The sequence below is a fragment of the Mycobacterium parascrofulaceum ATCC BAA-614 genome (assembly GCF_000164135.1).
GTDB lineage: Bacteria > Actinomycetota > Actinomycetes > Mycobacteriales > Mycobacteriaceae > Mycobacterium > Mycobacterium parascrofulaceum.
Genome location: NZ_GG770556.1, coordinates 77,942 through 92,174, shown reverse-complemented (window position 1 = coordinate 92,174; position 14,233 = coordinate 77,942). Strand labels below are relative to the sequence as shown.

The window sequence follows — 14,233 nt, the reverse complement described above, 5'->3', positions numbered from 1 at the left end:
GTCGCTGGGGGACGTGGTCACCGATCCTGTCACCGGTGAAACCGAGACCGCGGCCGAACGGCATCGCGGCATCGTCGAAGCTGCCGTGGCAGCTGACAGCGTCGGTTTCCACGGCGTTCATATCGGCGAGCACCACGGACTGGAATACACGACGTCGGCACCGCCGGTGATCCTGTCGGCAATCGGGGAGCGCAGCGAGCACCTGCGATTGTCCACCGCGGTCACGCTGGCCGCGAACCTCGACCCGATCCGGGTGGCCGAGGACTATGCGACCGTGGACGCGTTGTCCGGTGGGCGCTGCGAGGTGGTCGCCGGGCGGGGCAACTTCTTCGTCTCCACCTACACGCTGTTCGGCAAGCAACTCGACGACTCCCACGAGTTGTTCGCCGAGAACATCGAACTGCTCACCCAGTTGTGGGCGGGCAAGAAGATCGACTGGCCCGGATCGCGCCACCGTGGGCCGATCGACGACTTCGTGCTGCAACCCGCGCCGGTCGGCGCCGTACCGTTGTGGATCGGCGGTGGCGCCTCGGAATCGTCTACCGAGTTGGCCGCCCGGCTCGGTCTCGATCTGATGCTGCCCTCGGCTTTCGGCAATCCGGAGATGTTCAAGCCGGTCGTCGAAAGTTACCTGGAAAAGTTCGCCTCCTACGGCCACTCGCGTCAACCCCGAGTCGGTGCCTGCTGGCATGTGAATGTCGCTGAGACCAGTCAGGCGGCCAGGCAGCGGTGGGAACCGCGCTATCGCAACTACTTCGAGCTCATGAAGACCGTCATCTGCAGGGTCAACCCGGATCCGCCCCCGTTCATCAACAAGCCGTTTGACTTCGAGTTTCTCACCACTCGTGGCCCGGCGATCGTCGGTAGTCCGGCGGAGGTCGCCGATCGGCTCAACACCTGGGCGCAGCTGCTGTCCAGCACCACCAACTTGATTTACATCGACATGGGCGGACAGCCCGCGGGCGAATTCCGTGAGATGGTCGAACTCATCGGTAGCGCGGTCATTCCGCAGCTTGACTGACGACGCAGCAGGACGGGGATTATGAGCGTTCACCCTCTAGCCTCTGACGTGGTCGGCTACCACAGCCGCAGCAAGCCCGACGCACCTGCGCTCGAGGACGTCACGACCGGAGAGGTCATGACCTGGCGCGCGCTCGACGAGACTGTTGCAGGTCTGGCCGGCGCGCTCGCCGACGACCTAGGCGTTGGTCAGGGTGATCGGGTCGCTGTGCTGGCGTACAACGATCCGTGGGTGCTGGTCGTTCAGTTCGCCTGTATGCGACTCGGCGCGATCTTCGTCCCGCTGAACTTCCGGCTGGCTCGCCCGGAACTGGAATTCCTGTGCACTGATTCGGATCCGATCGTGTTGATCCACGACGCCGGCATGCGTGAGGTGGCTGTCGACATCGCAGCGGCGGCCGGGATCCCGCGGCTGGCATCCTTCCCCGGCGTCGCCGGAGCCGACGAGTATGGCCTTCCAGCCGATTCCGCGTACGACATCGTCGCCGGCGCTGCGGCCGCCGCACCTAGAGCCGCCCGCCCGATAAGCCGCATCACCGATCCGGTGCAACTCCTCTACACCTCGGGAACGACCGGCCGGCCCAAAGCGGCGATCTGCACGCATCAGACGTTGCATTACCAGCTGCTGAATTCGGTGCAGCCCTACGGGCTGTCGTCGTCCAGTCGTTATCTGGCGGTGTTGCCGTTTTTTCACGCGGCCGGTCTCAACAGCATGACGAATCCGGTGCTGGCACTGGGCGGAACGGTGGCGGTAGTACCCAGATTCGATCCGGTCGGAGTTGTCGAGTTGCTGGCCGACCGGGAAAGAGGTCTCACGCATTTCTCCGGGGCGCCGGTCATGTATCAGATGATGAGTGCTGTTCCCGCGTTCGCCGACGGTGACTTCAACCACATGGTGCACGGTCAGATTGGCGGCGGCTTCCTGAACTGGGAGGTCACCAAAGCCTTCCACGATCGTGGGTTGCCGCTGAGTGTCGGTTACGGTTCCACCGAGATGGGCCCGATCGTCAGCATCGTTCCGCCCACGGCCACGCTGACGAAGTTCGGCTCGTGTGGGCTTCCCGTGCAGTACACCGCTATTCGGATCGTCGGGCCCGACGGCGAGGACGTCGCGCCCGGCCAGACCGGTGAGGTGTGGGCGCACGGCCCGGCCGTCACGCCCGGTTACTGGCGCCGCAACCGCGACGACACCTCAGCATTCGCGGGTGAATGGTTCCGCACCGGAGATGCCCTCGTCCAAGACGAGGACGGATATTTGACGATGGTCGACCGCTACAAGGACATGTACAAGTCCGGAGGCGAGAACGTGTATCCGGCCGAGGTCGAGCGCGTCATTGCGGAGCATCCCGACGTGGCCGACGCCGCGGTCATCTCGATCGCTGACGAGCGCTGGGGCGAGGTCGGTCGTGCGCTGATTGTGCTGCGGCCCGGTGTGCAACTCGATACGACGGCCATCGCCGAACACTGTCGGAGCCGATTAGCCAAATACAAGGTGCCCGCCGACTTCCTGGTCGTGGAGCCGTTCGAACGCAACGTCACCGGCAAGATCCCGAAGGCCGAGCTGAAGCAGAAGTACGGTTCTGGACGTTCGACCGTGGCGTCAGCACAGCGGTGACGACCGGGTCCAACGAATCACCGCGACAATGCGGACCACTCCTTAGCGCGAGAGCCATCGTGATGACACCGCCGTTGCGGTGCTCAGCAGCGGGTACGGCGTTTGGTTAAGCTGTCAGCAACATCGTGGGAGGAGCACGCATGGCTCGACCGAAGGTGGCGCTGATCTCGCGGCGGAAAGTCTTGGAGACGGCCCTGGCCATCATCGACGAAGACGGACTCGAAGGGCTCAGCATCCGTAGGTTAGCCGACGCCCTCGGAGTCAACGGAGCTTCCCTGTATCACCACTTCGACAACAAGGATGAAATCCTCATCGGCGCAGCGGAATTCGCGCTGGCTGATGTCCGCGCTCCGGAGGAATCGGACGACCATTGGCGGCATTGGCTGCCCGAAAATGCCCGGAAGTTGCGTGCAGCGCTACTCAAGCACCCCGCGTTGGTCCCGCTGATCGTCGGCAAACGCTCGCTCGGAATGGGAGCCCGCATGCTTGATACGTCGGCGCAGCGGTTGGTCGAGGAGGGCGTTCCGGGTGCGGCGGTGATGCCCTTGCTCGATGCTCTCGAGCTCTTCGCCATCGGCAGCGCCTTGCACGAAACGCAGGGGTACACGCCCGAGAGTCGGCACGACATCGACGCCGGTCAATATCCGGCGTTGGCCAAAGCATTGTCGGAACGTGGACTGTCCTTCGACGAGATCTACGACCTGGTCACCAACAGCATCCTGGACGCGATCGACACGGCCGTGAAGGAACGTCAGGCACGGTGGTTGCCTGCCGCCGAGCTCGGTAAGCACGCCTAGCGTCACCGACCAACGAACGCGGGTTTGGCGCCCGGCCCTTGCGAGAGCATGGTCTCTAGCCCGATCGCCGCGTCCTCGCTGATGAGAACCGGTCCGGCCAGGTCCGGGGTGATGTCGTCGGCGGCGGCGACGCCGCGATCGCGGGCCACGGCGATGATCTGTTTCGCAATCGCTGTCGCGACGGTGGGGCCCGCGGCCAATTCATCGGCGAAGGCGCGGGCCTGGGTAAGGAGCTGGTCAGATGGCAGGACCTTGTCGACGACACCCCACTCGAGCAATCGCGACGAGTCGTAGGTTCGTCCGGTGTAAACCATCTCGGTGGCTCGTGCCACGCCGGCGCGCGCGACCAGGCGTTGGGTGCCGCCCGCCGCCGGCGTGATGCCAACGGTGGCCTCGACCAGGCCCATACTGACGTTTTCAGCCGACCAGATGAAGTCGCATGCCAACGCCAGTTCCAGACCGATCGTGAGGTTGAGCGCGTGGACGACCGCCACCGTCGGTATGGGCAGTTGCTCGATCCTGCGGATCAACGTGAGTAGGCGCCTGCTGAAATCCGTGCCGGCCCGGCCGTCCATGACGGTGAATTCCTGGACCCGAACCCCGGCGCAGAAAACCTTGCCCTCGGCGCGCAGCAACAGAGCCCGGATGTCGCTGGGCAGCCGGCCGAGGATCGCCTCGAACGCCGCGGCCACGTGTGGGGTGAACAAGTTCAGCTTGGGCGCTGCCCAGATGATCTCTGCGACGTTGCCGTGGCGCTCGAGTCGAAGGTCCCCGTGCTGGACTGTCATTCGTGCAGCTTATCGACGTACGCCCACCCTAATCAAGCAGCGATTGGTATTGGCGGGGACCGTCAATATCCAACGGTGAATCGTCGGCGCGGATATTGGGACTTCTCCATCTCGTCCACCACGGCGACGGCGAGGTCGGCGGCGGAGATGCGCGAGGCGCCGGCCTCGTCGACGATGAGATCGTCGTAGGCGGTTCGGTAGCTGGCCGTGCGCGGCCCGTCGAACTCGATAACGAGGGGCGGCGAGACCACGGTCCACACGAGGTCCTCGGGGGCGTCGTCGATCAGATCACGTAGCGCCGCACGAAATCCCAGTGACTCTCGCTTGGCGACTTCGGGAAAGGTTGGCGTGTCGACCACATCGACGCCTGAGGCCGTTCGGAGGCTGCCCGCACCGCCGAGCGCAATGAGGCGGGCGCCCGCGCAGCCGGCGGCGTGGGTGGCGCGACGTATCAGCGTCGCGGGTGTCCGCTCACGCTGGGCGTCGTCACGCAGCGCCACCGAGCAGAGCACGACTTCGGTGCCCTGCGCAGCGTCGTCGAGGAATGCGCCGTCGAAGACGTCTCCGATCCGGTGATGTAGGGACGCGTCCGCTGGGGGCAGTCGCGATCCGTCGCGAACCACTGCGGTCACCTCGTGGCCGCGCTCCCGCAATTCATCGCGGATCGGCGCGCCGACCTTGCCGGTTGCCCCTAACAGCAGCACATGCATCAGACGCTCCATTCATGTCCAGGAATGCTTGCGGTCCTCACCTAACGACGTTAGATTAGCGGTAGCTCGAATCGCAATGCCCTGCGCGGCCGGACATCCGCGAGGGCGCAGCGCGGCGAATGTGGCATCTGCCTCCTTCCGCGCTCCCCCTGGAACGACTCGAGGTGAGGAGTCCTTGATGACCACCGATGCCCCGGGGAGCGTTCGCTGCCCAGCGATCGACTACGACTTCGCCGACCCAACCGTGCAGTCCCACTTGCATGAAACCCTCGCGGCGATTCGGCAGACCTGCCCGGTCGGGTGGAGTGATCAATATGGCGGCTTCTGGCTGCTCGCCACCTATGACGATGTGCTCGAGGTGGCGCGCGACCACGAGCGCTACACCACTACGGCAGGCATCATGATCCCGCCAACGGGTGCATCGATGCCGGTCGTCCCGGCAGAACTCGACCCGCCGGGGCACACCCCGTACCGCAAACTGGTCATGCCGTTTTTCACCGCCCCTGCCGTCGCGGCTATGGAGCCGCAGTTACGCGAGATAGTTCGGGACTGCATCGCGACGTTCTCGGCCGATGGGCATACCGATCTCGTGCATTCTGTGGCAGAGATCGTGCCGTCGCTGGCGATCGGCCTCGCGCTGGGCCTCCCGCGCGAGGATTGGTCGGTGGCGCGCCGCCTGACCGGAAATTTCCTGTCGACGGCGAAGGTGGGCATCGAGGCGAAACGAGCGGCGGCCACGGAGCTGGAAGATTGGCTCGAAGAACTGATCCGCATCAGGCGTGCCAACCCGACCGATGACACACTCAGCAAACTTGTGAACGCCCGCATCGACGGTGCGGAGATCCCGCCCCAAATCGCTCTGGGCATGGTGCAACTGACGGTATTGGCCGGACACGAAACGACCGTCCACGGCATCGGAAGCATGTTATTCCGGGTTGCCGCCGAGCCCGGTCTCAAGGACCGCCTGCTCAGCGACGCCGACCTGATGAAAGCGACGGTGCACGAGTCGTTGCGCGTCGACCCGCCGATCATCCACATGGCCCGCACCGTCGTCGACGACCACGATCGAGCGGGCGCACGGCTACACCGCGGCGACAAAGTGATGCTCAATTTCGGTGCGGCCAACCGCGACCCGGCAAAATTCAGCGAACCGTTCTCCTTCAACATCGATCGGACGCCGAACCCCCACCTCACGTTCGGGTCGGGGCGTCACAGGTGTCTCGGCGAGCACCTCGCGGTGACGGAGATGTTGATCGTCCTCGAGGAGATCCTCGCGACCATTCCGGACTACCGGCTGTCCGGCGAGGGCGGCCCGGCCGATATTGAATGGCGGGGAGGTGGCAATACTCGTGGGCCCGCGAAGCTAGAGGTGGTCTTCACTCCGGTCCCGCGATGAGCGGCTACGAGCATGTGCTGAGCTCGACACACATCGGGCCCGTATTGCTGCGCAATCGGGTGGTCCGCACCTCCCAGGGCAGCGGGCTGGCGGTCAACCAATTGGTGAGCGATGACATGATCGCGTTCTTGCTGGCTCGGGCCCGTGGTGGGGTAGCGCTCGCATTCGCCGATGTCGCGCAGGTCCACTGGAGTTCGCCGGCCATGCTCGATTTGACCAGCGACCGCGTCCTGCCGGGCCTGATAAGGCTCACCACCGCGGTGCATGCCGAGGGGATGAAGCTGTTTCAGCAGATCTGGCATGGCGGTCCGACCCAGCTGACCCGGGACAGCTCAGCCCCGTGGGCCGCGTCGCACGTTCCCGATCCAGGCCTCGGGATGCTGCCTGTGCCGATGACCCGCATGATGATGGACGAGTTGACCGAAGCCTTCGTCGCATCCGCGCTGCGCGCGCGCGAAGGGGGGATTGACGGCATCGAACTACACGCCGGACATGGCTACCTCTTCTCGAGCTTTCTCTCCCCGGCGACCAATCTGCGCGATGACGAGTATGGCGGGTCGTTGGAAGATCGGTCCCGATACCTGGTGGAGGTTCTCCGCGCGCTCCGTACCGCGGTCGGACGGGACTATCCCGTTGGACTACGAATATCTCCCGACGGTCCGGAGGACCAAACAACACCGTCGCACCTCAGCACGCTCATCTCGATGCTGGAGCGTGAGTCTTTGGTCGATTTCTGGGACGTGTCGCTGGGATCGCATTACGCGCGCGACCTGCTGATCGGCGGCGCGCATCAACCACCTGGATACATGCTGCCGGTCAGCGAACGGATGACCCGCGTGACAACGCTGCCGACGATCGTCGCCGGTCGCATCGCGACTTTGCAACAGGCCGATCAGATAGTGGCTTGCGGCGTCGGAGATCTCGTCGCCATGGTTCGTGCCACCCTCGCCGAACCCGAGCTCGTAACCAAGACGGTAAGCGGTCGCGGCGCCGAGATACGTCCGTGTATCGCGTGCTTGCAGAGCTGTGCGGGCGGTCTGAACACCCGCGGTCGCGCCATGTGCACGGTCAACCCCGCTGCCGGTCGAGAACTGACCCACGATGACGGCACCATCGTCCGGCACGCGCCAGGCCTGAAGGTAGTTGTGATCGGCGGTGGCCCGGCCGGCATGGAAGCGGCCCGCAGCGCGGCGATCGCCGGTCACCGCGTGACTCTGTTGGAAACGGACGACGCACTGGGGGGACAGCTCCGGCTGGTGCCGCCCACCCGGCCGGAGATCGCAAGGTTGCTCGATTTCTACGAGCACCAGATGCGCTTGCATGCCATCGATGTGCGGCTGCGGACTCCCGCTGACGTCCAGACGGTGCGGCGCATGGCACCGGACGCCGTGATCGTCGCTACCGGCGTCAAGCCCCGCCGGGACGGATTCCAGACTTTGCAGCCACGCCTGCCGCTTCCCGGGATCAGCACGGTCAGCGTCCACACCGGTTGGGACGTGCTGCGCGGAGCCAGTCTCGGGCACACGGTGTTGATGCTCGACGAGATCGGCCATTACGAGAGCACTGACGTCGCACAACAGCTCGTCGACAGCGGCCGTCGCGTCCTCATGGTCAGCCGTTATTCGCTGGTAGCGGCGAACCTGGAAATGCGGTGGGAAATGGTTGGTAGCCCACTTCTATCGAAGCTTCTGAAGGGCGACTTCACGTTCTTCCCGCGAACGGTGATCCACCGATTGTCACCCGGTTCTGCGGAGGTGGCCTGTTTCGAGGCCCCGCACCGAGTGCAACGACTTGCTTTCGACGATGTGGTCTTCATGAGCGGGGGGACACCAGATCGGGCCTTTCAGCAGGAACTCGTCGGAATTTGCCCCATAGTGCGGGTGATCGGGGACGCAAGCTCACCGCGCCGGCTGGAGGTGGCGGTGGTCGAGGGGCGGCAGTCCGTCGACTCCCTTCAGCCGGACTGGATTAGGCCGGTCGCGGCATACGGCTGGGGTGGAAGTGCCACTTGAGCGGTCTCGTCGGGCAGCGTCACTCAGATGGCCGACGGACGCGGGAGCGAGTGCGGGCGCTGGTCGGTCGTGCCGATGTCGCGACACGCTTGGCAGAGCGTTGCGTTGCCGGCGCGGATGCCTTGGTCGCCGAGGTGAGACCACTTCGGACCAAAAGTTGAGCGTTGGCCACAATGGCGTCGACGGATCCGCGGCGAGGGTCCCACCATTCCGCAGTCCAGTTCATCGCTCCCATCACCAAGAATCGGGCCAACTGCGGATCCAACTCGGGATTGACTTCACCCTCTGCGACGGCGTCGGCGAACAGACCCTGCCAAATCCGGCCGTAGGCGGCCTCCTCTTTCTTCTGCCTCTTGCTCAGCCGGCTGGGGATCTGTCCTGAGTTCCGGATCGACGCGGTGGTGTAGTCGGACAGTTCGAGCGCGTGCCGCAGGTGAGCTTCGACCGCGACCATGATCCGATCCATGGGCGCCATGCCGGCCGGCAGTGCGTCCAGCGTCTTCTGTAGGTGCGTGCGCATATCGTGGATCCCGCAATACATCACCTCCTCGATCAGGTCCTCCCTGGACGGGAAGTAGTAGTAGATCGCCGGTGCCTGTATCTCGGCGGCATCCGCTACATCTGTCAGCCGCGTCCCGGCGAAACCTTTGACGCTGAGCACACGGGCGGCTGCGTCGAGAATTCGTGCCCGCGTGCGTTGCGACTTCGTGTTCGTGCTGTCAGCGTCGGCCTTCGTAGAGGAGGGGTTTCTAGGCACGGTTCAATAGTATTCAACACAAGTTGTAGGTTTCGCCGCCTTTTCCGGCCACCAAGCACCAACCATCGGCAAGAACCCTGCGGTAATGCCGCCCTCGTCTTGCTAACAGCAGCAACGAGCCGATGTGCCGAATTCGATGGCCCGAAGAGCCTGGGCGAGGACATGCAGCGTGGCTTGAACCCCCGCGAGACCCAACGGATGTCTCGTTGATGTCGACGTGGACCGGCGAGACCGGAGCAGTACGCGGTCACTCGCGAGGGTGGAGCGCATGATGATTCATGATGCTGGTCGAACGGTTTTGGTCGTCACGAGATTTGCCGATATCAGGGCGATTAGCCCGGCTCCCGTGGCCGAGTCATGCACTGTGGCCTGGACTTCCCTAGAAATCTAATCTTGTGTCAAAATTGCCGACACTCATCTAGAATCTAATCTCATGTCAAAAATAGGTGAGGGAGCGAGTCCCTCGGTCGTCGCGCTGGACGGCCGGGCCGGCCTTGGCCGTGAGTTGCTTGGAAGCAAGGGGTACGGCATCGATTCGATGCGACGGCAGGGGTTGCCGGTGCCGCCGGCATTTTGCATCACGACCAGCGTTTGCGCGGAGTTTTTCGCCGGTCGCACTCAGTGCATCGACCGGCTGTGGGCCGAAGTATGCGAGCACGTACGGGGGCTGGAGAATCAGACATCCCGCACGTTTGGTCGCGGCCCACGGCCGATGTTGGTTAGCGTGCGTAGCGGAGCCGCTCTATCGATGCCCGGGATGATGGACACCGTGCTCGACCTCGGGATCAATGATGACGTCGAGAAGGCACTCGCACTCGCCGCTTCCGCTGAATTCGCCCGCGACACTCGCCAGCGCTTCAACGAGATGTACCGGCGCATCGTGTTGGGAGGAAACCCAGAGGTCGAGGTACCGGCGGATCCGTGGAAGCAACTCCGGGGAGCGATCGAAGCTGTGTTTGCCTCATGGAATAGCCCGCGAGCCGTCGCGTACCGAAGACACCATGGCCTGGATGCCGACGCAGGAACAGCAGTTGTCGTGCAAACCATGGTGTTTGGCAATCTCGCGCGCGATTCAGGTACCGGGGTGCTGTTTTCGCGCAATCCTGTCACCGGAGCCGACGAACCGTTCGGTGAGTGGCTTGCCAATGGCCAAGGTGAGGACGTCGTCTCAGGCAACGTCGATGTCGAACCTATCGCGGCGTTGCGGGATGAGCAGCCCGCTGTCTATGACCAACTCATGATCGCGGCGCAGACCCTGGAGCGGCTCGCCGCAGACGTGCAGGACATCGAATTCACTGTGGAGGAGGGCAAACTGTGGCTGCTGCAGACTCGGGCGGCTAAGCGGTCCGCTCAGGCTGCGGTACGGCTGGCGCTGCGGTTGCGCCGCGACGAGCTGATCGACGACGCGGAGGCACTGCGCCGTGTGACACCGGGCCAGATCGAGACGCTTCTCTCACCGGCGCTTCTCCCTGAAACCCGGTTCGCCGCGCCACTATTAGCACGCGGACTGCCGGCGTGCCCCGGCGTGGTGTCAGGCAGAGCCTATTCCGACGTTGACGAGGCACTCGATGCTGCCGAGGAGGGGGAAGATGTGATCCTGGTGCGTGCAGCCACCAGCCCCGACGACGTTCAGGGCATGCTGGCTGCCCGGGGAATCGTCACGGAGACGGGTGGCGCAACATCGCACGCCGCGGTGGTGAGCCGCGAGATTGGTAGACCGGCCGTCGTCGGATGCGGAGACGGGGTCGTCGCGGCGCTCGAGGGCAAGCTGATAACGGTTGATGGGGCCGAGGGTGAGGTGCGCGATGGGATCCTGGAACTCACCGCGTGGTCCGAGACTGATTCCCCGGATCTTGCTGAGCTAGCCGAGATCGCGCGCCGTGTCAGCCCGATTCGCGGCCATGCAGTGGGCGACTACCCAGTGCTTAGCGATTCGTCTCCATCAGCGGTGGCGAAGGCGCTTGCTGCCGGCCTCACCGACGTCGTCTCCCCGCACCCGCTCATCACCATGTTGGTCGCGCACCAACTCGACAACAACACAAAGGTACTGACCGATGTCTGATTTGACTGTCCTGCAAGCGATCCGCCTCAAGGGTCGGGTGCGTGAGCCGGATTTGATCGCCACCGTCGGTGAAGATCCTGCAGCGGTCGCATCGACTCTGGCGCAACTGATTTCAGAGGGTCTCGTCGTCGAGGGAAAGACTGTCCGGCTCAGTCCTGAGGGACGCGAGCGGCTTCACGCTCTTCTGGCTGAAGAGCGGTCGGGCGTCGACCAAGATGTACTGGCCTTCATCTACGACAGTTTCCGTGACGCCAACAACGAGTTCAAGGCTCTCATAACAGACTGGCAGATCAGGGACGGTCAACCGAACTCCCACGACGACCTCGACTACGACGCAGCTGTGATTGCTCGTCTCGATGACGTCCATCGAATGGTGCGGCCCGTCATCGATTCTGCTGCAACATATCTGAGTCGGCTGAAGGCGTACGCAGACAAACTCGAGTCGGCCTTGGCTAAGGTCAAAGCCGGCGATACCAGTTGGTTGGCCAGGCCGATCGTCGACTCCTACCACACCGTATGGTTCGAACTGCATCAGGAATTCATCGAGGCCTCGGGTCTCACCCGTGAGGATGAGGCACGCGCCGGGCACGCCAGCTAAACGCGTCGCGTAGTCGGCTCGACCATCGATCACCGTTTAGCCCACGTCGTCATCTCCGGTCGACCGAAAGAAGGATGGGCATGCGTCAAGTGCTCGCACCATCGTTTAATCTAGAATAAAATCTGGTTCGAGGGGTGATGGCGTGAGCACTGTATTGAGCGATGAAGAGACCCTGCTCGTCGAGACCGTGCGCGGGTTCATCGATCGGGAGGTCAAGCCGACGGTTCGCGAGGTCGAGCACGACAACGAGTACCCCGAGAAGTGGATCGAACAGATGAAACAGATCGGGATATACGGACTGGCGATCCCCGAAGAATACGGCGGCTCGCCGGTGTCGATGGCATGTTATGTGCTGGTGACGCAGGAATTGGCCCGCGGTTGGATGAGCCTGGCCGGGGCCATGGGTGGGCACACCGTGGTGGCCAAATTGCTGACACTGTTCGGGACCCAGGAGCAGAAGCGAGCCTATCTCCCGGCGATGGCATCCGGCGATATGCGTGCGACCATGGCGCTCACCGAGCCCGGCGGCGGATCAGATCTGCAGAGCATGACGACCACCGCGGTCAGTGACGGTGACGACTTTGTGGTCACCGGTGCGAAGACCTGGATCTCCAACGCGCGCCGATCGGGTCTGATTGCTCTGCTGTGCAAGACCGATCCGAAGGCGACGCCGCGGCACACCGGCATCTCTATCCTGCTGGTTGAACCCGGCCCGGGACTCACGATCTCGCGCGATTTGCCCAAGCTGGGATACAAGGGCGTGGAGAGTTGCGAGCTGTCCTTCGACGGCTACCGCGTCGCCGAATCGGCGATCCTCGGTGGGGTGCCCGGCAAGGGTTTCTCGCAGATGATGAAGGGCCTCGAGACCGGCCGGATCCAAGTCGCGTCCCGTGCGCTCGGTGTGGCCACGGCCGCCCTTGAGGACGCGCTCGCCTACTCCCAGCAGCGGGAGAGCTTCGGTCAGCCGATCTGGAAGCATCAAGCCATCGGCCATTATCTGGCCGATATGGCGACAAAGCTCACCGCCGCTCGGCAGCTCACTCTCTATGCGGCTGACCGTTATGACAGCGGCGAGCGCACCGACATGGAGGCTGGCATGGCCAAGCTCTTCGCATCGGAGACGGCAATGGAGATTGCGCTGAATGCCGTCCGGATTCATGGCGGTTACGGGTACTCAACGGAGTTCGACGTCGAGCGGTACTTCCGCGATGCGCCGCTGATGATTGTCGGCGAGGGAACCAACGAAATTCAGCGCAATGTCATTGCAAGTCAGCTTGTTTCGCGCGGCGGTATTTGACACTCGACCGACCTTAGCGGTCGGCGCTCAGCGTCGGCGATTCGTAAGGGTGGCTTCAAGCCACTGCTGTGCATGGTCAAACCACGACGGCGCGTTGGACGGTAATCGATGCTGCAGCCCGCATCCGGCAAGACGAACGTCTGCACAGGTAGCCCCGGTCGATAGTGCCTGCGCTCGCGCGCCAGCAGCCGGATGGCCGTGCCGGGAGCTCCGCTGGACGGGCCACATTACCTTTTGCGTAGGGCCACGAGCAGGATGAGGACGTGAGCGGTGCGCGGCGACGTCACAGGAATGGAAGAGCTTCCCGCGTCAATCAACGATTTCGCACTATGCCTGCGCGGGACGAGCGCATATGATATTTCTAATCCGGATAAAAAAATTCTGTACTTCAGTAACGGGGGGCTCTCGTGGCGAAAGCGACCGGCGATGTGGCGGCGTCTGCCCTACATGCCGTTTCGCCTCCCGATGCGTCGTGGAGTTCGGTCAACCTGGCTGAGGCCGTCCCGGGTGTGATGACGCCGCTGTGCGCCAGCGTGTGGGTTCCGGCCAGCGAACTCGGACTGCGTGCCCCGTTCGTGGCCATGGGTGTGCTACCGGCCAATCAGGCGGCCATCCCAGAGCGCGACGAGCACCGGATCACTGGCGCCTTCTATGGCCGCATGGCTGTGCGGGTGGATTTCCTCTGCGCGATGGGTGATCTGATCCCTGGGCAGTCAGGCGAAGCGCTCTCCCGGGACTTCTTCGGATTTGTTCCCGATGACTTCGTCAGCAGGCCGTCTATCCGGCGGCTCCCGTGGATCGCCGTACGCTACCCTTGGACGCTGCTGCACATCGCGCGGCGAATCGAGCGGCTACGCATCGAAACTGACGCATGGTGGCGCAGCGCGATCGGCATGATCGATTCGCTGTCCGGCGAGCAGCTCCGATCGTTGATGGCAGAGGCGATCTCCCGCTTCGAGCAAACACTCGCCGTGCAGGCCGTGGTCAGCGCCTGCGCTATTCAGCCGTTGCACGAGCAACTGACCAACCTGGCCGCCATGGCCGGCGTGGATGCCACTGAACTGTTGCGCGGCCACGGCTCTCACGAGGAGGCCCGGGTTTTGGCCGACCTGTGGCGCGTCTCGCGCGGCAGCCTTGAACTTTCGGACTTCCTGCTCTGGCACGGCTACCACTGTCCCGGG

11 protein-coding genes and 1 pseudogene are annotated in these 14,233 nt (G+C 63.8%); 9 read left to right on the top strand and 3 right to left on the bottom strand.

All coding sequences use genetic code 11. The features are described 5' to 3' along the window. From HMPREF0591_RS20335 to HMPREF0591_RS20325, 3 genes are all read left to right on the top strand, one after another. On the top strand, positions 1–1,021 hold a 1,021-nt coding region (locus HMPREF0591_RS20335), incomplete at its 5' end, for an LLM class flavin-dependent oxidoreductase (protein WP_007170501.1). 21 nt (positions 1,022–1,042) lie between these two features. Beyond that, entirely contained in the window at positions 1,043–2,635 is a 1,593-nt protein-coding gene (locus HMPREF0591_RS20330) for an AMP-binding protein (protein ID WP_007170500.1), read from the top strand. Positions 2,636–2,775: 140 nt separating this feature from the next. Next, positions 2,776–3,432, top strand: a complete 657-nt coding sequence (locus HMPREF0591_RS20325; RefSeq protein WP_007170499.1) for a TetR family transcriptional regulator — start codon at positions 2,776–2,778, stop codon at positions 3,430–3,432. 2 nt (positions 3,433–3,434) lie between these two features. Here the strand turns inward: HMPREF0591_RS20325 and HMPREF0591_RS20320 are convergent, their stop codons facing one another. Together HMPREF0591_RS20320 and HMPREF0591_RS20315 are read right to left on the bottom strand one after the other, a co-directional pair. Next, positions 3,435–4,220, bottom strand: coding sequence for an enoyl-CoA hydratase/isomerase family protein (locus HMPREF0591_RS20320; protein ID WP_007170498.1), 786 nt, complete (start codon positions 4,218–4,220; stop codon positions 3,435–3,437). Between the two features lie 62 nt (positions 4,221–4,282). Further along, on the bottom strand, positions 4,283–4,930 hold the full coding sequence (locus tag HMPREF0591_RS20315) for an NAD(P)-dependent oxidoreductase (protein WP_244269004.1): 648 nt from the start codon (positions 4,928–4,930) through the stop codon (positions 4,283–4,285). A 178-nt stretch (positions 4,931–5,108) separates the two neighbouring features. Here HMPREF0591_RS20315 and HMPREF0591_RS20310 point away from each other — a divergent pair, with 178 nt between their 5' ends. Both HMPREF0591_RS20310 and HMPREF0591_RS20305 read left to right on the top strand, forming a co-directional pair. Continuing rightward, positions 5,109–6,326 carry a cytochrome P450 gene (locus HMPREF0591_RS20310; protein ID WP_007170496.1) on the top strand — a complete coding sequence of 406 codons (1,218 nt, stop codon included), beginning with the start codon at positions 5,109–5,111 and terminating at the stop codon, positions 6,324–6,326. Beyond that, positions 6,323–8,338, top strand: coding sequence for an oxidoreductase (locus HMPREF0591_RS20305; protein ID WP_007170495.1), 2,016 nt, complete (start codon positions 6,323–6,325; stop codon positions 8,336–8,338). The genes HMPREF0591_RS20310 and HMPREF0591_RS20305 overlap by 4 nt, the downstream gene beginning before the upstream one ends. A 19-nt stretch (positions 8,339–8,357) precedes the next feature. On the opposite strand, the gene HMPREF0591_RS20300 is transcribed toward HMPREF0591_RS20305, so the two are convergent. Then, complete coding sequence (locus tag HMPREF0591_RS20300; RefSeq protein WP_244269002.1) at positions 8,358–9,095, bottom strand: TetR/AcrR family transcriptional regulator; 738 nt, start codon at positions 9,093–9,095, stop codon at positions 8,358–8,360. A gap of 433 nt (positions 9,096–9,528) precedes the next feature. Between HMPREF0591_RS20300 and HMPREF0591_RS20295 the strand changes: the two genes are divergently transcribed. The 4 genes and pseudogenes from HMPREF0591_RS20295 to HMPREF0591_RS33190 form a co-directional block, all read left to right on the top strand. Beyond that, entirely contained in the window at positions 9,529–11,157 is a 1,629-nt protein-coding gene (locus tag HMPREF0591_RS20295) for a pyruvate, phosphate dikinase (protein WP_007170493.1), read from the top strand. Continuing rightward, a complete protein-coding gene (locus HMPREF0591_RS20290) occupies positions 11,150–11,755 on the top strand; it encodes a hypothetical protein (protein WP_007170492.1) in 606 nt (201 codons plus the stop codon). The genes HMPREF0591_RS20295 and HMPREF0591_RS20290 overlap by 8 nt, the downstream gene beginning before the upstream one ends. Before the next feature lie 142 nt (positions 11,756–11,897). Next, the gene (locus HMPREF0591_RS20285; protein WP_007170491.1) at positions 11,898–13,052 is read left to right on the top strand and encodes an acyl-CoA dehydrogenase family protein; all 1,155 of its coding nucleotides are present in this window, start codon (positions 11,898–11,900) and stop codon (positions 13,050–13,052) included. A gap of 407 nt (positions 13,053–13,459) precedes the next feature. Continuing rightward, positions 13,460–14,233, top strand: a pseudogene (locus HMPREF0591_RS33190) (PEP-utilizing enzyme); the annotation flags it as partial.

What these genes read in the sequence shown, in the direction of transcription:
- HMPREF0591_RS20330 (WP_007170500.1), top strand. Translation starts at nt 1,043, where the DNA reads ATGAGCGTTCACCCTCTAGCCTCTGACGTGGTCGGCTACCACAGCCGC.
- HMPREF0591_RS20325 (WP_007170499.1), top strand. Translation starts at nt 2,776, where the DNA reads ATGGCTCGACCGAAGGTGGCGCTGATCTCGCGGCGGAAAGTCTTGGAG.
- HMPREF0591_RS20320 (WP_007170498.1), bottom strand. Translation starts at nt 4,220, where the DNA reads ATGACAGTCCAGCACGGGGACCTTCGACTCGAGCGCCACGGCAACGTC.
- HMPREF0591_RS20315 (WP_244269004.1), bottom strand. Translation starts at nt 4,930, where the DNA reads ATGCATGTGCTGCTGTTAGGGGCAACCGGCAAGGTCGGCGCGCCGATC.
- HMPREF0591_RS20310 (WP_007170496.1), top strand. Translation starts at nt 5,109, where the DNA reads ATGACCACCGATGCCCCGGGGAGCGTTCGCTGCCCAGCGATCGACTAC.
- HMPREF0591_RS20305 (WP_007170495.1), top strand. Translation starts at nt 6,323, where the DNA reads ATGAGCGGCTACGAGCATGTGCTGAGCTCGACACACATCGGGCCCGTA.
- HMPREF0591_RS20295 (WP_007170493.1), top strand. Translation starts at nt 9,529, where the DNA reads ATGTCAAAAATAGGTGAGGGAGCGAGTCCCTCGGTCGTCGCGCTGGAC.
- HMPREF0591_RS20290 (WP_007170492.1), top strand. Translation starts at nt 11,150, where the DNA reads ATGTCTGATTTGACTGTCCTGCAAGCGATCCGCCTCAAGGGTCGGGTG.